Below are 22,593 nucleotides of genomic sequence, written 5' to 3' on the forward strand. Positions count from 1 at the left end.
CCCATCGCAGCGAAAGCGCGTGGCGGCCAAGCCGTGCGCGCGACCCCCTCAGTCGCTCCGCGACAGCTCCCCCAAGGGGGGAGCATCTGGCGCGGCGTTCATAGATCCTCCCCCTCTGGGGGAGGTGGCCCGGAGGGCCGGAGGGGGATCGCGGCGTCCTCAAGCCTGCGCCGCCGCCCGCTCCCGCATGTGCCGGACCATGCCGATCGCCGCCAGGCCGTAGTGCAGGGCGGCCCAGGCGTAGAAGCACAGGAGGACGATGATGCCCTGTTGCGTCGAGCGGGCCATGGCGCCCTTGCAGAGCGCGGCCAGGTCGGCGGGCGAGCCCTTGGGCGCCAGGCCGCCCGGGCACTGGGCGGTGAAGCTGGCCGCGCCGGGATCGGTGAACGAACCGCCCAGGGCATGGAGGATGCCGGTCGAGCTCGGGTGGTTGAAGTTGAACCGCGCCAGGTGGTCGATCAGCCAGCCCGTGAACCATGGCCCGCCGCCCAGGGCGATCAGGTTGAGGAAGAAGAACAGCAGCGCCGTGGCGGTGGCCCGCCGGCGCGGCTCGACCGAGTTCTGGACGACGCCGAAGGTCGGGGCCAGATAGGTATAGTGGAAGATGCCCGGGACCAGCAGGATCAGGGCGGTGGTCTGCCAGTTGGTTTGCAGGTAGGCGGCGACGTAGATCGGCGTCGCGACCAGCAGGCCGAGGGCCGGGACCAGGGCGTACCACTTGGCGCTGCGCTTGCCCGACCAGTCGGTCAGGAAGCCGCCGACCAGGGTGCCGACCCCGGCCGAGAAGCCGCCGATCAGGCCGACGATCAGGCCGACCTGGGCCAGGCCCAGGCCGTAGGTGCGGACGAAATAGGGCGGCACGAACGCGCCCGAACCGTACGAACCGAACGAGGCGATGGTCACGCCCAGCATCATGTGCAGCACGGGCCATTTGCCGAACAGCACGCAGAGCACGGCCCACAATTCCTTGAATTCGTTGATCAGCGAGAAGGGCGGCTTGGGCGGTTCGACCACGACGTCCTCCGCTTCGAGCGGCCGTTCCTTGACCTCCGAATGGCCGCGGGGCGGCTCCTTGACGATCAGCTTGACCAGCACGGCTAGCAGGATGCCGGGCAGGCCGACGATCACGAAGGCCACGCGCCAGCTGAACTCCTGGGCCAGCCAGCCGCCGGCCACGGCCCCGAACATCGTGCCCAGCGGGATGCCGAACGAATAGATCGACAGGGCCGAGGCGCGTTTCTTGGGCTCGTAATAGTCGCTGATCAGCGAGTGGCTGGGCGGCGAGCAACCGGCCTCGCCGACCCCGACGCCGAAGCGGTAGAGGGCCAGCTGGGCGAAGCTGGCGGCGCTGCCGCACAGGGCCGTGAAGCCGGACCAGACGACCAGGGAGATCGAGATGATCGTCACCCGGTTCCAGCGCTCGGCCATGCGGGCGATCGGGATGCCCAGCAGGGTGTAGAGCAGGGCGAAATAGAGACCGCCCAAGAGGCCCAGCTGGGTGTCGGTCAGCTTGAGGTCGACCTTGATGGCCTGGCCGATGGTGGCGATGATCGTGCGGTCGATGAAGTTGAAGGTGTAGGTGGCGAGCAGCAGCCCCAGCACCGCGGCCTTGTAGCCATTGGAATACAGCGGCTGCGCGCCGGCTTGCAGAATTGGCGGCTGTGCGCCGCTAGGCATGTTCGCCTGCGCCATCCTGGGCCTCTCCCTTCAAACATTTGTTCTAATCGTTGGGCCGACTGTAGACGTAACGGAAGCGCCAAGGCCAGGGGGGAAATCGCGGCCGTTTGGCGGCGTCCGGATGAACGCTGGACAACGAGGGCGCCCGCGTCCGTTCAGGCGCGAAGGCCTTCAATGGACCCCTGGCCGCGACAGACGGCCCTGAAGGAGGTCCCCCATGCACGCCTTGCCCCGTCCGCGCCCCGCGCCGCTCGCCCGGTCAGCCGAGATCGTTCCCTTCGAGGAGCTGAACCGCGCCCGGACGCTGCGCGCCCTGGCCCGCGACGCCGGCCCGCCCGGCGAACCGCATCCCTGGGCCTATGCCTTTCCCAGGCCGCTCTTGGGTCAAAACGACTAGGCGAGGACGACCGGCGTTGTTCCGCGCGAGCGCTCGGGCTAAGCCCTGGGGTCCGCCCGTTCGCGAAAGAGGCTCGCCATGGAAATCGTCGTCGGCACCAAGAAGTGGTCCAGCTGGTCGCTGCGTCCCTGGCTGGCGTTGAAGCACACGGGGGAGCCGTTCAAGGAGACCGTGGTCGAGCTGCGCCAGGTCGGGACGTCCGAAGTCGAGATCGCCAAGCATTCGCCCAGCCATCTGGTGCCGGTGCTGAAGGACGGCGATCTGGCGATCTGGGATTCCCTGGCCATCTGCGAGTACCTGGCCGAGAAATTCCCCACCGCCAGGCTGTGGCCCCAGGACGCCGCCTTGCGGGCCCTGGGCCGGTCGGCGGCCGCCGAGATGCATTCGGGCTTTACGTCGCTGCGTGGCGAATGCCCGATGGCGCTGGAGGCCGCGCCCGGCGCCGTGGCGATCTCCGAGGCCACCCAGAAGGACGTGCGCAAGATCGTCGAGCGTTGGAACCAGCTGCTCAAGCGTTCGGGCGGGCCGTTCCTGCTGGGCGACTGGTCGATCGCCGACGCCTTCTACACCCCGGTGGCGACCCGGTTCCGCACCTACGGGATCCACCTGTCGGACTATGGCGACACCGGCCCGGCCGGCGCCTATTGCGAGCGCGTGCTGCAGACTCCGGAGTTCCTGGCCTGGGAGGCCGACAGCCTGGCCTAGGTTCTGTCCTCGGCCGGGAACATCGCGAAATAGGGCTCGGCCTCCTGCAGCACCCGCGCGAACGACGGGCGGGCCAGCAGGCGGTCGAGATAGGCCGAGACGGTGGGATGGCTCTCGCCCAGCGGCGCCACCTTGTTGGCGTAGAACAGGGCGGGCGCCGCCGCGCAGTCGGCCAGACTGAACGCCTCGCCAGCCGCCCAGGTCCGCCCCGCCAGCTCGGCCTCCAGCAGGTCGTAGGCCATGACCAGCTGCCCGCGGGCATGGGCCACGCCGTGCGGGTCCTTGGCGCCGGCCGGCCGGATCCGGTCGCCGACGATCTTCTGCATCGACTCCTGGACGTAGTTGTCGAACAGGCGGTCCAGCAGCCGCACCCGCAGGGCGGCCTCCGGATCGTCGGGGATGAACCGCACCGGGCCGGGATAGGCGGCCTGCAGGTACTCGATGATGATCGAGGTTTCCGGGACCGTGCGGCCCTGGGCCTCGTCGCGCAGCAGCGGCATCTTGGCCGTCGGCCACAGCGCCTTGAAGGCCGCGACGACCTGCGGATCGCTCAGGTCGACCAGGCGGGCCTCGAACGGCGTGTCGTTCTCATAGAGGGCGATCAGCACCTTCCAGCAGTACGAGGCCAGCGGGTGCATGTGCAGCGTCAGGGACATGGGAACTCCGGGGATGGGGGCGGGGACACGCCCAGGGGCGTATCCCCGACTCTTGGCGCGGTTCTGGCCTCAGGCGTCCTCGCCCTGGCGCTCCAGCTCCTCCGCCAGCTTCTCGTACAGGTCCCGGCACCCGGCTTCGCGCTGGGCGGGGATATCGTAGCCGTCCAGGAACGCGCCCTGTTCGGTATAGGTCAGGCGCGTGCCCTTGCCCTCGGGCTTCAGCTCGATCGTCGCGACCGACACCGAGATGCGGTTGCCGTCGATGTCCATGGCGTAGGCGCTGATGATCCGCTGGTCCGGGACGATGTCCCAGTAGGTGGTCTCGTTGAGGACGATCATCTTGCCGTCGGGGCTGAAGCGTCCGTACTCCTGGCCGCCGACCCGGAAGTCGTAGGTGTATTCGGCCACGGGCCAGCCCTCGGACTTCACGAACCAGCGATCGCGCGCCTCGGAATTGGCGAAAGCCTTGAACACCCGGGCCGGCGAGGCGTCGTAGACCCGGTTGATGACGAAGGTGGCGTGGACGACGGAGCGTTCGGTCATGGTCGTATCCTCTTTCTGGGTTTGAAGGTCAGTCTTCGTCTTCGTCGCCAGCCGTGGCGCGCAAATACTCCCCCAGGCGGTCGAGCTTGCGTTCCATGAGCACGCGGCGTTCGTTGATCCAGGTCTCGGCGGCGCTGAGCGCCTCCGGTTCCAGGCGGCAGGTCCGCACCCGTCCGACCTTCTCCGAGCGGATCAGGCCGCTGCCCTCCAGCAGCTGCAGGTGCTGCATCACCGAGGGCAGGGACATGGCCAGCGGCTGGGCCAGTTCGCTGACCGAGGCCGGGCCGGCGCACAGGCGCTCGACGATGCTGCGCCGGCTGGGATCGGCCAGCGCCTGGAACATCAGGTCGAGCGAGGGTTGTTGGTTAGCCATGTGCCTAAGTATCGCGACGCCGTGCGACGCGTCAAGAAATAGTTTGTCGGTTGCCTAAGTATCGTGGCGCGCCCAACGAAAAACGCCCCGGACGCGAGGTCCGGGGCGTTCGACGCGAGCAGGGCCCGCCGACCGGGAGGGGAGGATCGGCGGCGGGCCGCTCAGCCCTAGAACCGCGTGGACAGGGTGACGAAACCCTGGCGAGGCGGGATCGGGAAGGTCGAATAGCTGCCGGCCGGCTGGGAGACGGTGACGTTCAGATCGCCCTTCTCCTGGCCGAGATTGGTGATGTTGGCGCTCAGCTTCAGGTTGTCGATCGGCCAGCTGGCCGGGGTCTGGAAATCGTAGCTGACCTGCAGGCTCAGCAGCATGTAGCTGTCGACCTTCAGGTCGTTGGTGTAGGTCGCGAAGCGCTCGCCGACATAGTCGCCGACCAACTGGGCCTGGAAGGCCCCGAAGTTGGCGCTGGCCACGAACTTATTCATCCATTCGGGGCTGCCGGGAACCTTCTTGCCGGCGATGTGCACGACCGTGGGGGTGATGACGCCGCCGACCGTGGTCGAGCCGCTGGCATAGTCGTCCTGATAGACCGAACGGTTGTAGGAGACCGCGTCGTAGAACGAGAAGTGATCGCCCAGCGTCAAGGTCAGGGCCAGGTCGACGCCGTCGGTCTTCACCGCGCCGACGTTCTGGACGATGGCCGCGCCGCCGACGATCGAGATCGCCGCCGCCGACGGAGCCACGCCCAGCAGGCGGTTGCTGAAGTCGGTGTGATAGACGCTCAGTTGGCCGTCGACACCGGTGATCGGACCGAGGGCGACCTCGCGCTTGCCCCGCACGCCGGCCTCGTAGGTCCAGGCGGTTTCAGGATCGGCGCTCTTCTTGAACTGGTCGAAGGCCGCCTGGCTGCCCAGGCTGAACGGCGACAGGCCGCCGCCGCCGTAGGTCTGGAAGTGGCGCAGGTTCTTCTGGATGTTGACGAAGGCTTCGAACCCGCCGTCCAGGGTCCACACCGCGCCCAGTTGCGGCAGGAACCACTCCTTGGTCTTGATATTGCCCACCGGCAGGCCGGTCGAATTGACCAGAGAGCCGACGATCGGCTGCACCGGCACCGCGCCGGTGGCGTCCTGCACGCTGCTCTTGAAACCGCCCTGCAGGACCAGGTTCTCGCGAATGCGCCACTGATCCTGGACGTAGAACTGGTAGACCTTGTTGTCGATCTCGCTGCCGTACTGGGTGATCAGCCAGCCGGTCGGCACGTCGTAGGGCGTGGTGGGGTGGTTGACGTCGAACGGGTACCAGCGGCGATAGGCCGACGACTTGTTGTGCTCGTACCAGAAGCCGGCCTCGATCTGGTGATCGCCGACCGTGGCGTTCAGGGTCGAAATCCCACCCAGACGGTCGATCTGGTATTCGGTCGTGCGGGTGGCGTAGCCCGAATTGCCGAACACCTGCTTGAGGTTCTGGTTGGGGAAATAGAAGTTGAACAGGGCCGGCAGGCCGGCCACCCGGATCGGTCCGGCGACGATGCCGCGGCCGTGGTCGTCATGGTAATAGACCTGGTTCGACCAGGTGACGTTGTCGGCCAGCTTGGCGTCGTATTTCAGGTAGCTCAGATAGTCGGTGCGCTGGGCGGCGCTGAAATAGTTGCGATAGTTCTCCCCCTCGGTGACCGGGTAGTTGCCGGCCGCGTCCAGATAATCCAGCGCCGCGTGGAAGTCCGGATAGAAGAACGGGCGGGTGTAGGGCTGGTAGCTGTCATAGGGCTTGCCGGCGCGACCGGGGACGTAGCGGGTGGTGCCGTCCTCGTTCGGCTCGATCTTGTCGGAATAGGACAGATAGAAAGTCAGTTTGCCGGCCTCGCCGTCGCGAACATATTTCAGGTTGGCCTGGTCGCCGCCCTGGTGGCCGCGGAAGTCCCAGGCCCGGGCGTCCTGATGGGCATAGGCGAAGTAGGCGGTGTTGTTGGCTCCGAACGTGCCGGTGTCGACGCGCAGGAAGGTGCGGGTGGCGGCGTAGCTGCCCACCGTCTCGTTCAACTGGCCGCCGAACTGAGCGTGCGGATCGCTGGTGAAGGTCTCGACGGCGCCGCCGAGATTGCTGGTCGAGGCGGTGCCCAGAGAGCCCGCGCCCGACGACAGGATGACCTTGCCGACCGCTTCGCTGATCACGGCGCGCTGCGGAGACAGACCGTTGTAGTTGCCGTAGCTCTGGTCGCCCAGCGGCACGCCGTCCAGGGTGTAGCCCAACTGCTGGCCGTTGAAGCCGTGGATGAACAGCGAGGTGTTCTGCTCGTTGTTGCCCCACGGATCGGCGGTGACGTAGAGCACGCCCGGCAGGGTCTGGATCGCCTTCAGCGGCGACAGGCCGGGCAGGATCTTCTGCATTTCCGAACCGCTGAGCTGCACGGCCGAGCGAGTGGTCGACAGGCTGGTGACCAGCAGTTGCTCGACCGCGTCGGCGGGCTCGGCGGCCGGAGCGACGGCGGCCGGGGCCGGAGCGTTCGCCGCGTGGGCGATCGAAGCGACCGCGAGCGCGCCAAGCGCGCTCGCCGCCAGCAAGGCGTGGCGAGCAGATTTGATGAGCATGGAAACCCTCCGACCTCCGCCCCTGTCGGGCGTTCAAGGTCCGGGGTGTTAGGGCAAGCCTGCGACGCTTCGGCGAGGGTTTGGCGACGGGTTCGTGACGCCGCTTCAGCCTGGCGTACACGGGGCGGGAGCCATCGGAACGCATCTCGTTTTTCGGCCTCGCGAATGGCTGGGTTTACGGGCGGCCAAGGAGCGGCTTTGATCCCGACGGGACGGAGGAAGGACGGGTGACGCTAGGCGCGGCGAAGATCTTGGCCGACGAGTTCGCCGATCCGCTGGTCGGCCGCATCGTCGCGTTCCTGCGCCAGGTCGGCGTTCCGGTCGAGGTCGCGTCTCTGGATCACGAGACCTTCCTGCCGGGCGTCGCGGTGGCGGGTGGGGGGCTGCGGGTCGATCCGGCCCGGCTGGCCTGGCCGGGCGACCTGCTGCACGAGGCCGGCCACGTGGCGGTCGGCGATCCAGACCGCCGCGACGAGAGCGTGTCCGACGATCCCGGCGAGGAGATGGCGGCGCTGGCCTGGTCCTTCGCGGCCGCGACCCACCTGGGGCTGGACCCCTCGGTGCCGTTCCACGAAGGCGGCTATCGCGGCGGCGGCAAGGCCCTGGCCGAGATGTTCAGCCAGGGCGGCTATGTCGGCGTGCCGATGCTGGCCATGTGGGGCCTGACCCATGAACCGCATCGCGCCAAGGCGCTGGGGGCGCCGCCCTTTCCGCACATGCTGGCCTGGCGGCGGAGCTAGGGCAGATGCGGCGCGACCCGCGCCTCCAGCAGGGTCACCAGGGCCGGATCCATGAAGTCATAGTCGTCGGGAATGTTCAGGCAGATCACGCGGCCCTTGATGTGCCGCTTGAAGCGCTTGGACAGCTTGCTGCGGTGGGTCCGCTCCATCACGAAGATGATGTCGGCCCATTCGACCAGTTCGCCGGTCAGGGGCTCTTCCGCGTCGTGATTGGTCCCGGCCGAGGTCGCCTCGACGCCGGGCCAGGTCGAGAAGACCTGCTCGGCGGTGGGGCTGCGCAGCTTGTTCTGGCTGCAGACGAACAGGACCTTCTTCAAGCGAGGATCACGCCGCCGCGAAGTCGCGCAGGGAGGACAGGCCGCTCTGGTTGATCGGCAGGATGAAGCTGACGGTGGTGCCTTCGCCGGGGGTGGAGGTCATTTCCAGCGCGCCGTCGTGCATCTCGACCAGCGACTTGGTCAGGGCCAGGCCAAGACCCGTGCCCTGGGTGGTCTTGGCGTGCTGGCTCTCGACCTGCTCGAACGGCTTGGCCAGGCGGGCCAGATCCTCGGCGGCGATGCCGATGCCGGTGTCGGTGACCGAGACCCGCACGCGCTCGCCCAGCGGATCGCGGCGCACCTCGGCGCGGACGGTGACGCGGCCGGCGCGCGGGGTGAACTTGATGGCGTTGGACAGCAGGTTCAGCAGCACCTGCTTGACCGCCCGATAGTCGGCCTCGACGTCGGGCAGGGGCGGGAAGTCGATCTCCAGCTTCAGGCCGGCGGCCTCGGCGCGGTTGCGCACCAGGCGCACGGCGTCCTCGGTGACGTCCTCCAGGTTCAGCGGCTCGAACTTCAGGTTCATCTTGCCGGCCTCGATCTTCGACATGTCGAGGATGTCGTTGATCAGCGCCAGCAGGTGCTGGCCGGAATTGTGGATGTCGAGGCTGTAGCCCTTGTAGCGCTGGTCGCCGAGCGGGCCGAACATCTCGTTCATCATGATCTCGGAGAAGCCGTTGATGGCGTTCAGCGGCGTGCGCAGCTCGTGGGACATGTTGGCCAGGAACTCGCTCTTGGCCTTGTTGGCGCCCTCGGCCTTGACCTTTTCCATCTCGTACTTGCGGGCCAGCTCGGCCAGCTGTTCCTGCGAGCGCTCCAGGCCGGCGACCGCGTACTGCAGCTGCTCCTCGTTGAGGCGGCGGGCTTCTTCCTGGTTCTTGATGGCGGTGATGTCGGCGGCGGTCATCACCAGCCCGCCCTCGGCCGTGCGGCGCTCGCTGATCTGGATCCAGCGGCCGTCGTTCAGCTCGGCCTCGCGCACGCCCTTGGCCCCGTCGGGGGCCGGCTGGTCGTGCTTGATGGCCAGGGCGGCGAAGCGGTTGACCTCGTTGCGCGGCGCGCCTGGCTTGAGCAGCTTGGGTTCCAGGTTGAAGACGTTGCGGTAGTTGCGGTTGCACATCAGCAGCCGGCCCTGGCGGTCCCACAGCACGAAGGCCTCGGACACGCTCTCGATGGCGTCGCGCAGGCGGTTCTCGGCGGCCTGGGCGCGGGCCTGGGCCAGGCGCTCCTCGGTGACGTCCAGCGCCACGCCGATGATCCGCGAATAGCCGTCCTCGCCGGGCTTGCCGAAGCCCTGGCCGCGGGCGTCGATCCAGATAGCGCGGCCGCCGTCGCGGGCCGGCACCCGGAACGACACGTCGAACGCCCCGTAGGTGGCGGCGTTGGCCAGGGCCTGGCGGACCTTGTCGCGATGGTCGACCGAGACGCGGTCCAGCAGTTCCTGTCCCGGCACCACGCCGCCGCCGCCCCAACCGAACATCGCGCCGGTGACGTCGGACATGAACACCTGGTCGCCGCCCAGCTCCCACTCCCAGATGCCGCAGCGGGCGGCTTCGACGGCGAGGCGGAAGCGTTGCTCGCTGTCGACGAACTCCTGCTGGGCGGTCTCGACCCGGCGGCTCTGCAGCATCAGCATCAGGGCCAGGGCGATGCCGACGGCCAGCGGGGCCAGCAGCGAGAACGCGCCTTCCATGACCTGGCGGTCGATGTTGGCGACCGTGCGCGGCCGGGCCCCGGCGGCGGCCAGCAGGTCGCCCTGGGCCAGGGGCTGGATCGCGACGTCGAGGGCCTGGCCGTCGACTGACTGGCCGCGCAGGGCCGCAGCGCCGGGGCCAAGATCGTCGAGGGACAGCGAGAAGGCTTCGCGCAGGTTGGTCGCGCCCTGGATCGATCGGCCGCCGGAGGCCAGGATCCGGCCGTCGGCCAGCATCAGGGCGCTGACCGCGCCCTTGGCGGGTTCGGCGATCAGGCGGACGGGGTCGCTGGAGGCGATGACGAAGCCGCGGCCGCCGGCCACCGGCGTGGCCATGACGACATAGAGGCGGCCGGTCGTGCCGCCGCCGATCCACAGGCTGCGGCCCGAGGCCCCGGCCGATCGGGCGGCGGCCTTCCAGTCGGCCGAAGGGTCGCGGCCGGCGACCGCCAGCACGTCGGTCGGGCTGACCACGGCCACGGCCATGGCCTCGCCGCCAGCGGCGCGCAGGGCGGTCTCGGCCGCGTCGATCGGGGCGCTGGCGTCGCGCTGCAGCAGGTCGGAAGCGGCCGACAGGCCGGCGCGCTGGGCGGCCAGGTTGGTCTCAGCGGCGGCGGCGACCAGCTTGGCCTGGGCGGCTAGGCCCGCGCCGCCGGGCGGAGCGTTGGCCTCGTCCTTGAGCCGGTTGACGCCGAAGGCGGTGTAGATCGCCAGGAGCAGCAAGGCCGCCAGGATGGCCAGGCGTACATAGGCCTGGGACGGCGACCGCGCGGCGCGCGAGCGGGCCGCGCCCGCCGCCGAAAGACCGGCTCCCGCCCGCCTCCCGGTTCTCGCCCCGCCACGCTCCAACGCCCAATGCTCCCGACAACGCGCGGCGAGTCACTTCGCCGAGATGGTGAATCTACCGCACGCCAAAGGGTTGCGTCACCGCCGAACCGTGGTTTTGGCCGGGGATGAGCCCTTTAGTCGCAACTGTGGCGCCGAAGAATCATTCCAAGCTCGACGCCGGCAGATGCTGGAACCGTCAGTCCAGGGCCCGCGAGACCAGCTCCAGCACGTTCTTCGACAGGCCGACATGGCCGCGGATCCGCTCCAGTTGCTCGCGCATCAGGACGCCCAGCTCGGGCACGTAGCGTCGCCAGGCCCCCAGCGGTTCGACCAGCCGGGCCGCCGTCATCGGGTTGAAGCCATCGACGGCCAGGATCTGGTCGGCCAGGAAGCGATAGCCGGCGCCGGTCTCGTCGTGGAAACGGGCCGGATTGCCGCTGGAGAAGCCCTGGACCAGGGCCCGCAGGCGGTTGGGGTTGCCGGCGTCGAAGTCGGGATGGGCCGTCAGGCCCAGGATCCGGCCGATCGCGCCTTCGCCCGGATCGCGGGCCTGGGCGGCGAACCACTTGTCCAGCACCAGCGGCTCGTGCCGCCACTGAGCGTGGAAGGCGGTCAGGGCCTTCTCGGCCGGCGGACCGCCGATCGCCACCAGGGCCGACAGGCCGCCCATGGCGTCGGTCATGTTGGCCGCGCTCTCGAAATGGCCGACCACCCGCTCGACATTGACCGCGTGTGGATCGGCCGCCAACAGGTCGCAGCAGGCGTTGCGCAGCGCGCGCTTGCCGGCGGCCCGGGCGTCGGCCGAGAACTCGCCGCCGCTCTGCAGGTCGCCGTGCAGCCGCCGCAGAAGATCGCCCAGATGGACGGCGATGACGGTCTTCAGATGGTCGCGCGCCGCGTGGATCGCCGCCGGATCGACGGGATCGACGGCCAGGCTGAGGTCGCCCTCGGTGGGCAGGGCCAGCAGCAGGGCCTTGAAGGCCGGGTCCGAAGCGTCGTCGACCAGGGCCTTGCCCAGGGCGTCGGCGTAGCGCTCCTCGCCGATCTCGTTCGGCGCATCGGCGGCGCGGCCCAGGATCAGTTCGCGGGCCAGGGTCTGGCCGGCTTCCCAGCGGTTGAACAGGTCCGGGTCGGCGGCGAACTGCACGTAGCGATCGACGGGCCGGGTGTCGGTGGTCAGGTTGACCGGGGCGGAGAAGCCGCGCAGGGCCGAGATTACCGGCGCGCTTTCCACGCCCTCCCAGCGGATAGTCGTGGTCGGCGCCTCGAGCAGCACGACCTCGCTGGCGCGAAGCACCTCGCCCGCACGGTCGAGCAGGCCGATGGTCACCGGCACGGGCAGGGGGCGCTTGATTGGCTGGCCGTTGGTCGGGGCGGTGCTCTGGGCCAGGGTGATCTCCAACGCCTTGGCCGCCGCGTCATAGTCATGGGTCAGCGACACGACCGGTGTGCCGGCCTGTTCGTACCAGGCGAAGAAGCCGCTCATGTCGCGGCCCGAAGCGTCGGCGAAGCAGGCGATGAAGGCCTCGATCGTGGTCGCCTCGCCGTCGTGGCGCTCGAAGTAGAGATCCAGGCTCTTGCGGAAGGTCTCGGCGCCCAGGATCGTCTTGAGCATCCGGATCAGCTCCGAGCCCTTCTCGTAGATCGTGGCGGTGTAGAAGTTGTCGATCTTCAGATAGCTGCTCGGCCGCACGGGGTGGGCCAGGGGGCCGGCGTCCTCGGCGAACTGCCGGGCGCGCAGGACCTTGACGTCCTTGATCCGCTGGACGGCCTCGCCGCGCATGTCGGCGCTGAAGCTCTGGTCGCGAAAGACCGTCAGGCCCTCCTTCAGGCACAGCTGGAACCAGTCGCGGCAGGTGATGCGGTTGCCAGTCCAGTTGTGGAAATATTCGTGGGCCACGACGCTTTCGATGCGTTCGTAGTCCATGTCGGTCGCGGTTTCGGGCTGGGCCAGCAGCAGCGAGCTGTTGAAGATGTTCAGCCCCTTGTTCTCCATGGCCCCGAAGTTGAAGTCGCGCACGGCGACGATCATGAACAGGTCCAGGTCGTATTCGCGGCCGAACGCCTCCTCGTCCCACTTCATCGAACGCTTCAGGGCGTCCAGGGCGTAGGCGGCGCGCGGCGCCTGGCCCGGATCGACGAACACCTTCAACGCCACGGCGCGCCCGCTCATGGTGACGAAGCTGTCCTCCAGCACGTCCAGCTCGCCGGCGACCAGGGCGAACAGGTAGGCCGGCTTGGGGAAGGGGTCGTTCCAGACGGCGTAGTGGCGGCCGCCCTCCAGCGGGCCGGACTCCACCAGGTTGCCGTTGCTCAGCAGGTGGTGGAACGTCTCTTCGGCCTCGATCCGCGCCGTGAAGCGGCTGAGCACGTCCGGGCGGTCGGGGAAGAAGGTGATGGTCCGGAAGCCCTCGGCCTCGCACTGGGTGCAGAACCGGCCGCCGGACATGTAGAGGCCCATCAGGGCCTTGTTGGCCGAGGGATCGATCTCGACCTCGGTGGTCAGGACGAAGCTGTCGGGGACCTCGTGGATCGTCAGGCCCTCGCCGTCGAGGCTGTATTCGTTGGCGCTCAGCGCCTGGCCGTCGATGGCCGCCGAGATCAGCTTCAGCCGCTCGCCGTTCAGGAACAGCGCCTCGCCGGCCACGCCGCTGCGTTTGATCGCCAGGGTCGCCCTGACCCGCGTCGCGGCGGGTTCCAGCTGGAACTCCAGGGCGGTGGTCTCGATCAGGAACGGGAACGGGCGATAGTCCGAGAGCCGGACGGGCTGGGGCGTGTCTGTGCGCATGGCGGCAATGTAGGCGGGCTCGGTCCCGGCGGCGAGAGGCCCAAAGCGAGAAACAGACGGCGCGCGATAGGTAGTAACCGCAATTCTCCCACGGAAATTGTGGTCTTTGCTCAGGATCAAAGTTCGCGGCCGCCAGCGGCCGCATCCCCCCGTCGCGAGGCGTCCGTCGACGCCTGTCCGAGAGAAGGGGATATCATCCATGACCACCGCCATCCGTTCGGCCCTGGCGCTCGCCGCCGCCGGTCTGTTCGCCGCATCGACCGCCCACGCCCAAGAGGCCTTCGCGCCCAAGGCCAAGGGAACCTGGATGCTCAATGTTCGGGCCACGGAGGTCAGTCCCGACGCGGGCGATCCGATCGTGACGTCGGCCGGCGCGGCGACCGGCCTGCGCGCCGAGGTCTCGGACGATGTGATGCCGACCATCGGGCTCAGCTACTTCCTCACCGACAAGATCGCCGTCGAGGTGATCGCCGGAACGACCCAGCACACGGTCAAGGCCGTGGGGCCGGGCACGGACGTGGAGGTCCACAAGACCTGGGTGCTGCCGCCCGTGGTGTCGGTGCAGTACCACCCCTATCCGGCCGCCAGGTTCAGCCCCTATGTCGGCGCGGGCCTGAACTACATGCTGTTCTACAGCGACAAGGACAAGAACGGCTTCAAGGTGAAGCTGGACGACGGGTTCGGCTATGCGCTGCAGGCCGGGGCCGATGTCGCCCTGACGGGCCGATACAGCCTCAATGTCGACGTCAAGAAGGTCTGGTTCGAGACCGACGCCAGCATCAATGACGGCGCGCTGAAGTCCAAGGTGAACTTGGATCCGTGGGTGGTTTCGGCCGGCGTCGGCTATCGGTTCTAGTCGGGCGCGCCGCCAGCGATTAGAGAGGGCCCAACCGGAAGTGGGGCGGCGATGTCCAATCGGGAATGCGGCGCGTGCGGCCAGTGCTGCAAGCTGATCGGCGTGCGCGAGCTGGAGAAGGCGCCGCACGTCTGGTGCCGCTATTACAAGCGCGACAAGGGCTGCGGGATCTATGAGGCCAGGCCCCCGGGTTGCGCCGACTTCGCCTGCGACTGGCTGCTGGACGGGCGGCTGGACGAGACGTGGCGGCCGGATCGCAGCGGTTTCGTGCTGCATGCGGGCGAGGGCGGCCGGGTGATCAATGTCGAGCTCGATCCGGCCCAGCCGACCGCCTGGCGGCGCGCGCCGTTCGAGGCGACCTTGCGCGGCTGGGCCGGCGCCGGCGCGGCGAGCGGCCTGGAGGTGCTGATCTGGGTTGGGCGGCGCTGCTGGCGGCTGAGCCCGGCCGGCGGCGAGATCGACCTGGGCGTGGTGCGGCCCGAGGCGGGTTTCGCGTCGCATGGCCGCCTGCGCCGACCGGGTTCGGGGCGGGACTGGCCGCCCGCGAGCGACGGCGGGCCTCTCTAAACTGTTCGTCACTTGAACCCCGGTCCGAACCCGCCAAAGGTCCGCTCTGGTTCGGGGACCCGATTCATGTCGCCTACGGAAGTTTCGCTATCGGCCGTCGGCATGGACCTGGGTTCGCGCCGTTTTCTGCATCCGGGCCCGCTACGCTGGCTGCGGGCGCTGGGCTGGGGCGCGCTGCTGTTCGGGGCGTTCGTCGTCGTCTACGCGGCGGCCAGCAACATCGGGGAGCGCGCTGCGCCGCTCAGCCTGGTCCTGGTCGTCGTACTGAGCGCGCTGGGGCTGGCGCTCTATGCCGGCGTCGTGCGGTTGGCCGAGGGGCGCTGGCCCGGCGAGCTGGACCTGGGGCGGGCCGCGCCCGAGCTCCTGATCGGTCTGGTGGTCGGGGCCGCGATGCTCACCGCCGTGGTTGCGGCCCTGGCGGGGTTCGGCCTCTACGACATTTCAGGTCCGCGGGCGTCCTCGCCCCTGACCATGATCAATATCGGCGTCGCCTCGGGCGTCTTCGAGGAGCTGATCTTCCGGGCGATCGTGCTGCGGCTGCTGATGCGGGCCTTCGGCATCTGGCCGGCCCTGGCCCTGTCGGCGGCGCTGTTCGGCGCGCTGCACCTGGCCAATCCCAACGCCACCCCCGTGGCCGCCGTCGCCATCGCGGTGGAGGCGGGGCTGATGCTGGCCTCGTTCTATCTGCTGACCGGCCGCCTTTGGATGTCGATCGGCGCGCACGCGGCCTGGAACTTCACGCAGGGCTGGATCTGGGGCGCGCGGGTCTCAGGCTTTCCGGTCCAGGAGAGCCTCTATCTGAGCGCGCCCAAGCCCGGCGCGCCCGACTGGTTGAGCGGCGGGGCGTTCGGTCCGGAGGCCTCGGTCCCGGCCATGGTGATCGGCACGAGCGTGGCGGTCGTGGTGCTTTACCAGGCGTGGAGGAAAGGGAACTTCAAGGCGCGCGCGGAACTGGCTCCGCCGGTCGCCGAAGTTTTCAACTAGGCTCAGCCCGCCTCGACCGCGCTCGGCGCCACCTCGGCGGCCGGCACCTCGTGCAGGCTCCGCTCGATCGCCGAGGCGCGCTGGGCCAGGGCGACCAGGGCCGGAGGCGCGTCCTCGGGATGGTCGGCGGCCAGTTCGACCAACTGGCGGGCCAGGGCGTGGAGCTGGGGCGCGGCGGCGATCAGCCGGGCCTGGAACTCGATCTTGCGCGGATCGCGGTCGTATTCGGCCCCCGGCGTGCGCCAGCCGCCCCAGTCGTTGGGATCGGTGACCACGACCGGATAGGTGCCCGGATAGGGGTGATGCAGGCAGTCGCTCTCCTGCTGCCACTTGTTGCGAGCCCGCAGGATGCGCCAGTTGGCGGTCGCCGCGTCGGCGCCGCCGTCGACGCGGTCTTCCGGCTTCAGCTCGTGGGCGGCGAACTCGCGTCCCAGGCCCACGTCGTAGGTGACGCGCACGGGTTCGTCGAAGCCCTTGGCCCAGACCGGCACGATCTTTTCGATCGTCGCCCAGGCGCCGACGCTCTCGACCCACACCTTCTGGTTCCGCTGGAAGACGGTCTTGGCCACGCACGCGTTCTCACTGAGTTCGGGATGGTCATAAGAACCTGAAATCCTTGACGCGAGGTCAATCTTTCCCTGGGGCGAACGATCGTTCATCGTGCCCTCCAGGACGCGCCGCCCCCCACAAGAGCGGGCGCCAAGGGAGGGAATCCAGGTGGATTTCGACTATTCCGACGACCAGAAGTTCCTCAAGGACGAGGCGCGCAAGTTCCTCGCCGCGCGGTGTTCCTCCGCGGTGGTGCGCGGCGTGCTCGACGATCCGGCCAGGAGCTACGACGCGGAGCTGTGGCGCGCCGTGGCGGAGCAGGGCTGGCTGGGCGCGGCCATCCCCGAGGAGCATGGCGGTCTTGGCCTGGGACGGGTGGAGTTGTGCGCCATCGCCGAGGAGCTGGGTCGGGCCGTGGCGCCGATCCCCTTCGCCTCGACGGTCTATGTGCTGGCCGAGGCCGTCATGGCCCACGGAACCGACGCCCAGAAGGCCGCCATCCTGCCCCGCATCGCCACGGGCGAGGTAATCGGCTGCCTGGCGACCTCGGAAGGGCCGGGCGTGATCACCCCCTCGGCCCTGCAGGCCAGGGTCGAGGGCGGCAAGCTGTCTGGCGTGAAGATCCCGGTCACCGACGGCGACGTGGCCGACCTGGCCCTGGTCCTGGCCAATGAGGGCGGGCGGCCCGGGCTGTTCCTGGTCGACCTGAAGGCGGGCGGCGTGAAGGCCGAGACCTTGGAAAGCCTGGATCCGACGCGGGGCGTGGCCCGCCTGACCTTCGACGGCGCGGCCGCCGACCGGCTGGGCGAGGCGGGGCGGGGGTTCGAACTGGTGCAGGCGGTCCTCGACCGCGTCGCCGTCCTGCTGGCCTTCGAACAGCTGGGCGGGGCCGACCGCTGCCTGGAGATGGCTCGCGAATACGCCCTGGGCCGCTACGCCTTCGGCCGCGTCATCGCCGGCTACCAGGCCATGAAGCACAAGATGGCCGACATGTACGTCAAGAACGAGGTCGCCCGCTCCAACGCCTATTACGGGGCCTGGGCGCTGGACGTCGATGCGCCGGAGCTGCCGACCGCCGCCGCCGCCGCCCGCATCGCCGCCTCCGACGCCTTCTGGTTCGCCAGCAAGGAAAGCGTCCAGGTGCATGGCGGCATGGGCTTCACCTGGGAGGTCGACTGCCACCTCTATTACCGCCGATCGCGGCAACTGAGCCTGGTGGCCGGATCGCCGAAGCTTTGGAAGGAGCGGCTGGTCTCCGAATTGGAGAAGAAGAACGCCGCCTGAGGTTCTCGCTCTCCCCTTGCGGGCCTTTCGACCTTTCATCCGTCGGCCTCGCCGACACCTTCTCCCGCAAGGGGAGCAGGAAGGAGCACCAAGATGGATTTCAACGATTCCCCCGAGGAAGCCGCCTATCGCGAGAAGGCCCGCGCCTGGCTGGTCGAGGCCGCCGCCGCCCATCGCGCCGAGCATGGCGAACCCAAGCCGACGACGCCCGAGCACATGGCGGCCGGCAAGGCCTGGCAGGCCCGCAAGGCCGCCGCCGGCTACGCCTGCATCACCTGGCCCGCGGCCGTCGGCGGAGGCGGCGGCACGCCGATCCAGTCGGTGATCTTCAGCCAGGAAGAGGCCAAGGCCGGCGTCTCCTACGGCTATTTCACCATCGGCCTGGGCATGTGTGTGCCCACGGTCATGGCCTTCGCCGACGAGGCCGCCAAGCAGCGCTTCGTCTCGCCCGCCGTGAAGGGCGAGGAGATCTGGTGCCAGCTGTTCTCCGAACCGGCCGGCGGTTCGGATGTGGCGGCCCTGCGGACACGGGCCGTGCGCGACGGGGACGACTGGATCATCAACGGCCAGAAGGTCTGGACCACCGGCGCTCACTATAGCGACTACGGCATCGTCCTGGTCCGCACCGATCCCGACGTCCCCAAGCACAAGGGCCTGACCATGTTCTGGATCGACATGCGCGATCCGGCGGTCGAATGCCGGCCGATCCACCAGATGTCGGGCGGGCGCGAGTTCAACGAGGTCTATTTCACCGACCTGCGGGCCAAGGACAGCCAGCGGCTGGGCGGGGTCGGCGACGGCTGGAAAGTGGCCCTGGTCACCCTGATGAACGAGCGCCTGGCGGTCGGCGGCTCGGCCGGTCCCGACTATCGCCGGGTCATGGAGTTGGCCCGCGGCCTGTCCGGGGCCAACGGCCCGGTCCTGAAGGACGCCGCCTTCCGCGAGAAGCTGGCCGACTGGTACGTCAATTCCCAGGGCCTGAAGTTCACCCGTTTCAGGACCATGACCGCCCTGTCGCGCGGCCAGACCCCGGGTCCGGAAAGCTCGATCGGCAAGATCATCGCGGCCAACCAGATGCAGGACCTGGCCAACACCGCGGTCGAGGCCCAGGGCGAGTACGGCATCCTCGTCGATCCGGCCTTGGCCCCGATGGAGGCGGCGTTCCAGCAGAGTTTGATGTGGGCTCCAGGGCTGCGGATCGCCGGCGGCACCGACGAGATCCTCAAGAACATCATCGCCGAACGGGTCCTGGGCCTGCCGGGCGACGTGCGGGTCGACAAGGACGTGGCGTTCAAGGACATGCCGACCGGACGATGATCCAGGTTCGCTGAACGTGACTCGCCTTTAAGGTGCGCCTCGTTCATTCTCCCGCTTAAAGCGGCGGGGGAGAGTCGACGATGCGGGCGAGAGCTTCGAAGGATGGCCTGACGGTGCGGGTGATCGCCGGGACGCACGCGACGCTGCTGGCGTTCGACCTGGCCGACGAGCGCCGCGCCGGATGCCTGGGCTTCTCGATCGAACGCACCGACGTCGGCACGGGCGACCGCCGCTGGCTGCCCAACTCGCTGCGCTTCATGAGCGATCCCAACCCGGAATGGGTGACCACGGCCCGGGCCCCGCTGCAGAAGTTCCGCTGGGGCGACTACACCACCGAGCCGGGGCGGCTCTATCGCTACCGGGTGGTGGCCCGTTACGGGACGCCGGCCGAGATCCTGGCGCAGGGCGTGATCGCCGAGCGCCCCGGCGGTTTCGACGCCATTCCCGGCGGGGTCAGCCTGGAACTGCGCACCGAAGACAATCGCAGCGAGGCCACCTCGATCTTCTTCAACCGCGGGGCGGCGGCCAGCCAGGCCTATGTCAGCAAGTTCGGCGACAACGATCCCGACGACATCCCCGAGGCCCTGACCTGGCTGTCGCGCGGGCTGGAAGAGGGGTTGGTGGCCTTCATCGCCAAGGCCGACGGACCGGACTTCGCCCTGCACGGCTGCATCTACGAGTTCGAAAAACCGACGCCGATCAAAGCGCTGATCCAGGCCCAGAAGCGCGGGGCCGAGGTGCACATCGTCTATCACGCCCGCAACGGCGGGAAGACGGCCGAGGAGAACCGGCATGCGATCGAGAGCCTGGGCGTGGAGTTCCCGACCACGCCGCGGACCCAGGGTTCGGCGATCATGCACAACAAGTACCTGGTGCTGCTGCGCAAGGACGCGGCCGGGGCGCTCAAGCCGATCGCGGTATGGACTGGCGGCACCAACTGGACCGAGGGCGGCATCTACGGCCAGCTGAACGTCGGCCACGCGGTCTACGACACCGCCGTCGCCGAGCGTTACGAGGCCGGCTTCCAGGTGTTGGCGCAAGACCTGAGCATCGACGCCACCCAGGCGAAGAACGACCTCATCACGCCCACGCCGCTGAACCGGGCGGCGGTGCAGCATGGGACGACGCCGCTGTTCTCGCCGCAGAACGGCCTGGGGATGATCGATCTCTACGCCGACATCTGCAAGACGGCCAAGGTGCTGATGATCAGCGCCCCATTCGCCCTGCACGAGACGATCCGCGCCGTGCTGCAGTCGCCGACCGACGGCGCCATGCGCTTCATGCTGGCCGACAAGGAAGGCTCGTACGGTGAGAAGGGCAATATCGACAGGCTCAACGCCGACCCCGGCAACATGGCGGCCGTGGCCAAGCCGTTCGAGGGCATCAAGCTGACCGACTTCCAGAAGCGCAAGCTGGACCGCGACCGGCTGATGATGGACGAGGGCTTCCACCATGCCGGCATCCACATCCACTCCAAGATCATCCTGGCCGATCCGTTCGGCGCGGATCCGGTGCTGATCACCGGCTCGGCCAATTTCTCGACCAACTCGACGGTGGCCAACGACTCCAACGTGCTGGTCTTCCGGGGCGATACGGCGGTGGCCGACGTCTATGTCGCCGACTTCATGCGGATGTTCGAGCATTACTGGTTCCGGTCGCGCAAGGACGAGAAGCTGGCGGCCAACCAGGTCTTCGCCCTGAAGGACACCGACGCCTGGTCGGAGCGCTACTTCACCCCGGGAACGCGCGACCAGCGTGACCGTCTGGCGTTCCTGGGGTTGATCACCTGACCGGCTAGCTTCCCTTCACGTCCTTGGCCGCCCGGGTCAGCTGCACGAACTCGGCGCGCAGGCCATACGGATCCTCGCCGCGCGCGCCCTGGGCCAGGTCGGTGATCGCGCCCCAGTCGAAGCCGGCGTCGACCCAGGGATCGCCGCGCAGCTTCTGGCCATAGGCCGCCACGGCCACGGCGAAGCGGGTGGACTCCGGCGCGGCGGCCAGGCTGGCGCGGGCGTCGCCGGATCCGATCGGGCGCTCGATCAGCTTCGAGGTCGAACCGCCCGGCGGCTTGTAGCGGATCTTCAGGAAGGCCAGCTCGTCGCCGCCGGTCACCGGCGGCGGCTTGGCGCCGTAGCGCAGCGGGTCGGACGACGGCGTCGCCCCGGCCGGGGTGATCTCGTAGATCGCCGTCACCGCCGCGCCCGAACCGACCTCGCCGGCGTCGACCTGGTCGTTGTTGAAGTCCTCGCGATTGAGCAGCCGGGTCTCGTAGCCGATCAGCCGATATTCGTTGACCCTGGCCGGATTGAACTCGACCTGGATCTTCACATCGTCGGCGATGGGAAACAGGGCGCTGTCGAAGTCGTCGCGCAGCAGCTTGCGGGCTTCCTGCAGGCTGTCGACATAGGCCGCCGTCCCGTTGCCGTTCTGGGCCAGGGCCTGCATCATGGTGTCGTTGTAGTTGCCGCGGCCGAAGCCGTAGACCGACAGGTAGACGCCGCTCTTGCGCTGGTCGGCCACGAAGTCCTTCAGGCGCGCCGGCTCGGCGATGCCGACATTGAAGTCGCCGTCGGTCATCAGGATCACCCGGTTGACGGCCTTCGGGTCGAAGTTCTGGCGCGCCAGGTCGTAGGCCAGCTTCAGCCCCTGGCCGCCCGCGGTCGAGCCGCCGGAATGCAGCGCCGTCAGGGCGCAGCGCATTTTCAGTTTGGAGCGCCCGTCGGTGGGCGACAGCACCGCCCCGGCCGAGCCGGCATAGGCCACGATCGCCACTCGATCCTGCGGACGCAACTGGTCGATCAGGACGTTCAGCGCCTTCTGGGCCAGCGGCAGGCGATCGGGTCCGGACATCGAGCCGGAGGTGTCGACCAGAAACACCAGGTTCAGCGGCGGCTGGCCGGCGCGCGGCGCGGCGTAGCCCTGGACGCCGATGTGCAACAGTTGGCGATCCTTGGACCAGGGCGAGGGGACGACGGCGATCGTCGCCTTGAACGGCGGCTCCTGGGCGGTCGGTCGGGCATAGCCGTAGTCGAAATAGTTGATCAGCTCCTCGACCCGCACCGCGTCGCGCGGCGGGGCGGCGCCTTCGTTGAGGAAGCGGCGGACGTTGGCGTAGGCGGCCGTGTCGACGTCGATCGAGAAGGTCGAGACCGGCTCATCGGCCACGCGCTTGACCGGGTTGGCGGCGGCGCCCGGATATTTCTCGGTGTCGCGCACGGGGGGCACGGGCAGGGGCGACGGCGGCATGAAGCCGCCGATCTGCGCGGCGCTGTAGGTCGTCGGAGGCGGCGGAGGCGGAGGAGGGGGCGGTGCAACGAGGCCCGGCGATGGAACCTTCGGCTCCCGGGACGCTCGCCTGTCCTGGCGCGTGCGCTTGGTCGCCGTGACGACGACGCTGTCGTAGCTTTCCTCGACCGGCGCGGCGTAGCCGAGCGCAGCGCAGGCCTCCGGCGTCACGGCCCCGTCGCCGGGGGGCGGGAGGGCCAGGCTGGGGCCTCCGGCCGAACCGGCGATCAGCAGCGAAAGCGCCGTCGAACCAAGGATGCGAAGGGGGCGTGACGCCATGACTTTCAGTCCTCCCAGGGTTGCGCATCATGCTGGCGCGCGCCGTGTGGCGAAAGCTGGGCCATGACCGAAAACGCGGGATTCGCTGGCGACCGGCGTCCTTCGGCGGGCATCTTCATGACCGTCTTGCGAACGGTGTTCGGCGAGCTTGACAGTACCTGCGGCCA

19 protein-coding genes are annotated in these 22,593 nt (G+C 68.8%); 9 read left to right on the top strand and 10 right to left on the bottom strand.

Annotated elements, in window-relative coordinates; all coding sequences use genetic code 11:
- Window positions 1–159 precede the first annotated feature (159 nt).
- Entirely contained in the window at window positions 160–1,677 is a 1,518-nt protein-coding gene (locus tag BM066_RS23180) for a spinster family MFS transporter (RefSeq protein ID WP_089930659.1), read from the bottom strand.
- A gap of 217 nt (window positions 1,678–1,894) precedes the next feature.
- Between BM066_RS23180 and BM066_RS23185 the strand changes: the two genes are divergently transcribed.
- A complete protein-coding gene (locus BM066_RS23185) occupies window positions 1,895–2,074 on the top strand; it encodes a hypothetical protein (protein ID WP_089930603.1) in 180 nt (59 codons plus the stop codon).
- 78 nt (window positions 2,075–2,152) lie between these two features.
- Window positions 2,153–2,779, top strand: a complete 627-nt coding sequence (locus BM066_RS23190; RefSeq protein ID WP_089930606.1) for a glutathione S-transferase family protein — start codon at window positions 2,153–2,155, stop codon at window positions 2,777–2,779.
- Here the strand turns inward: BM066_RS23190 and BM066_RS23195 are convergent.
- The 4 genes from BM066_RS23195 to BM066_RS23210 all read right to left on the bottom strand — a co-directional run bounded on the left by BM066_RS23195 (window position 2,776) and on the right by BM066_RS23210 (window position 6,939).
- On the bottom strand, window positions 2,776–3,435 hold the full coding sequence (locus BM066_RS23195; protein ID WP_089930609.1) for a glutathione S-transferase family protein: 660 nt from the start codon (window positions 3,433–3,435) through the stop codon (window positions 2,776–2,778). The genes BM066_RS23190 and BM066_RS23195 overlap by 4 nt on opposite strands.
- Window positions 3,436–3,504: 69 nt before the next feature.
- Complete coding sequence (locus tag BM066_RS23200) at window positions 3,505–3,978, bottom strand: SRPBCC family protein (protein ID WP_089930612.1); 474 nt, start codon at window positions 3,976–3,978, stop codon at window positions 3,505–3,507.
- Between the two features lie 28 nt (window positions 3,979–4,006).
- A complete protein-coding gene (locus BM066_RS23205) occupies window positions 4,007–4,351 on the bottom strand; it encodes an ArsR/SmtB family transcription factor (RefSeq protein ID WP_089930616.1) in 345 nt (114 codons plus the stop codon).
- Between the two features lie 167 nt (window positions 4,352–4,518).
- A complete protein-coding gene (locus BM066_RS23210; protein ID WP_089930618.1) occupies window positions 4,519–6,939 on the bottom strand; it encodes a TonB-dependent receptor in 2,421 nt (806 codons plus the stop codon).
- A 251-nt stretch (window positions 6,940–7,190) separates the two neighbouring features.
- Here BM066_RS23210 and BM066_RS23215 point away from each other — a divergent pair, with 251 nt between their 5' ends.
- The gene (locus tag BM066_RS23215) at window positions 7,191–7,679 is read left to right on the top strand and encodes a hypothetical protein (protein ID WP_089930661.1); all 489 of its coding nucleotides are present in this window, start codon (window positions 7,191–7,193) and stop codon (window positions 7,677–7,679) included.
- Here BM066_RS23215 and BM066_RS23220 read toward each other — a convergent pair.
- The 3 genes from BM066_RS23220 to pepN form a co-directional block, all read right to left on the bottom strand.
- Window positions 7,676–7,996, bottom strand: a complete 321-nt coding sequence (locus BM066_RS23220) for a low molecular weight protein tyrosine phosphatase family protein (protein WP_089930620.1) — start codon at window positions 7,994–7,996, stop codon at window positions 7,676–7,678. The two genes, BM066_RS23215 and BM066_RS23220, sit on opposite strands and share 4 nt — an antisense overlap.
- A 7-nt stretch (window positions 7,997–8,003) precedes the next feature.
- Window positions 8,004–10,538 carry a cell cycle histidine kinase PleC gene (locus tag BM066_RS23225; RefSeq protein WP_089930623.1) on the bottom strand — a complete coding sequence of 845 codons (2,535 nt, stop codon included), beginning with the start codon at window positions 10,536–10,538 and terminating at the stop codon, window positions 8,004–8,006.
- Window positions 10,539–10,713: 175 nt separating this feature from the next.
- Window positions 10,714–13,305 (bottom strand): aminopeptidase N, encoded by a 2,592-nt coding sequence (gene pepN, locus BM066_RS23230; RefSeq protein WP_089930626.1) that lies wholly within the window; start codon window positions 13,303–13,305, stop codon window positions 10,714–10,716.
- A 199-nt stretch (window positions 13,306–13,504) separates the two neighbouring features.
- On the opposite strand from pepN, the gene BM066_RS23235 reads away from it, so the two are divergent.
- From BM066_RS23235 to BM066_RS23245, 3 genes are all read left to right on the top strand, one after another.
- A complete protein-coding gene (locus tag BM066_RS23235) occupies window positions 13,505–14,161 on the top strand; it encodes an OmpW/AlkL family protein (protein ID WP_089930629.1) in 657 nt (218 codons plus the stop codon).
- Between the two features lie 51 nt (window positions 14,162–14,212).
- Complete coding sequence (locus BM066_RS23240) at window positions 14,213–14,728, top strand: zinc/iron-chelating domain-containing protein (RefSeq protein WP_089930631.1); 516 nt, start codon at window positions 14,213–14,215, stop codon at window positions 14,726–14,728.
- Between the two features lie 66 nt (window positions 14,729–14,794).
- Window positions 14,795–15,712: a CPBP family intramembrane glutamic endopeptidase gene (locus tag BM066_RS23245; protein ID WP_089930635.1), complete on the top strand. Its 918-nt coding sequence runs from the start codon at window positions 14,795–14,797 to the stop codon at window positions 15,710–15,712.
- 2 nt (window positions 15,713–15,714) lie between these two features.
- On the opposite strand, the gene BM066_RS23250 is transcribed toward BM066_RS23245, so the two are convergent.
- The gene (locus BM066_RS23250; protein WP_089930638.1) at window positions 15,715–16,281 is read right to left on the bottom strand and encodes a hypothetical protein; all 567 of its coding nucleotides are present in this window, start codon (window positions 16,279–16,281) and stop codon (window positions 15,715–15,717) included.
- A gap of 148 nt (window positions 16,282–16,429) precedes the next feature.
- Here BM066_RS23250 and BM066_RS23255 point away from each other — a divergent pair, with 148 nt between their 5' ends.
- The 3 genes from BM066_RS23255 (at window position 16,430) to BM066_RS23265 (ending at window position 20,652) form a co-directional block, all read left to right on the top strand.
- Window positions 16,430–17,545: an acyl-CoA dehydrogenase family protein gene (locus BM066_RS23255; protein ID WP_089930640.1), complete on the top strand. Its 1,116-nt coding sequence runs from the start codon at window positions 16,430–16,432 to the stop codon at window positions 17,543–17,545.
- A gap of 93 nt (window positions 17,546–17,638) precedes the next feature.
- Complete coding sequence (locus BM066_RS23260; RefSeq protein WP_089930642.1) at window positions 17,639–18,862, top strand: acyl-CoA dehydrogenase family protein; 1,224 nt, start codon at window positions 17,639–17,641, stop codon at window positions 18,860–18,862.
- Window positions 18,863–18,942: 80 nt separating this feature from the next.
- Window positions 18,943–20,652: a phospholipase D-like domain-containing protein gene (locus tag BM066_RS23265; protein WP_089930644.1), complete on the top strand. Its 1,710-nt coding sequence runs from the start codon at window positions 18,943–18,945 to the stop codon at window positions 20,650–20,652.
- Window positions 20,653–20,656: 4 nt separating this feature from the next.
- Here BM066_RS23265 and BM066_RS23270 read toward each other — a convergent pair whose 3' ends face one another.
- The gene (locus tag BM066_RS23270; RefSeq protein ID WP_089930646.1) at window positions 20,657–22,426 is read right to left on the bottom strand and encodes a vWA domain-containing protein; all 1,770 of its coding nucleotides are present in this window, start codon (window positions 22,424–22,426) and stop codon (window positions 20,657–20,659) included.
- Between the last annotated feature and the right edge of the window lie 167 nt (window positions 22,427–22,593).

Origin of the sequence: Caulobacter sp. UNC279MFTsu5.1, assembly GCF_900114015.1 — a bacterium.
Lineage (GTDB): Bacteria > Pseudomonadota > Alphaproteobacteria > Caulobacterales > Caulobacteraceae > Caulobacter.

Coding starts and splice junctions, on each gene's coding strand:
- BM066_RS23180 (WP_089930659.1), bottom strand. CDS start 1,677: ATGCCTAGCGGCGCACAGCCGCCAATTCTGCAAGCCGGCGCGCAGCCG.
- BM066_RS23185 (WP_089930603.1), top strand. CDS start 1,895: ATGCACGCCTTGCCCCGTCCGCGCCCCGCGCCGCTCGCCCGGTCAGCC.
- BM066_RS23190 (WP_089930606.1), top strand. CDS start 2,153: ATGGAAATCGTCGTCGGCACCAAGAAGTGGTCCAGCTGGTCGCTGCGT.
- BM066_RS23195 (WP_089930609.1), bottom strand. CDS start 3,435: ATGTCCCTGACGCTGCACATGCACCCGCTGGCCTCGTACTGCTGGAAG.
- BM066_RS23200 (WP_089930612.1), bottom strand. CDS start 3,978: ATGACCGAACGCTCCGTCGTCCACGCCACCTTCGTCATCAACCGGGTC.
- BM066_RS23205 (WP_089930616.1), bottom strand. CDS start 4,351: ATGGCTAACCAACAACCCTCGCTCGACCTGATGTTCCAGGCGCTGGCC.
- BM066_RS23210 (WP_089930618.1), bottom strand. CDS start 6,939: ATGCTCATCAAATCTGCTCGCCACGCCTTGCTGGCGGCGAGCGCGCTT.
- pepN (WP_089930626.1), bottom strand. CDS start 13,305: ATGCGCACAGACACGCCCCAGCCCGTCCGGCTCTCGGACTATCGCCCG.
- BM066_RS23235 (WP_089930629.1), top strand. CDS start 13,505: ATGACCACCGCCATCCGTTCGGCCCTGGCGCTCGCCGCCGCCGGTCTG.
- BM066_RS23240 (WP_089930631.1), top strand. CDS start 14,213: ATGTCCAATCGGGAATGCGGCGCGTGCGGCCAGTGCTGCAAGCTGATC.
- BM066_RS23245 (WP_089930635.1), top strand. CDS start 14,795: ATGTCGCCTACGGAAGTTTCGCTATCGGCCGTCGGCATGGACCTGGGT.
- BM066_RS23260 (WP_089930642.1), top strand. CDS start 17,639: ATGGATTTCAACGATTCCCCCGAGGAAGCCGCCTATCGCGAGAAGGCC.
- BM066_RS23265 (WP_089930644.1), top strand. CDS start 18,943: ATGCGGGCGAGAGCTTCGAAGGATGGCCTGACGGTGCGGGTGATCGCC.
- BM066_RS23270 (WP_089930646.1), bottom strand. CDS start 22,426: ATGGCGTCACGCCCCCTTCGCATCCTTGGTTCGACGGCGCTTTCGCTG.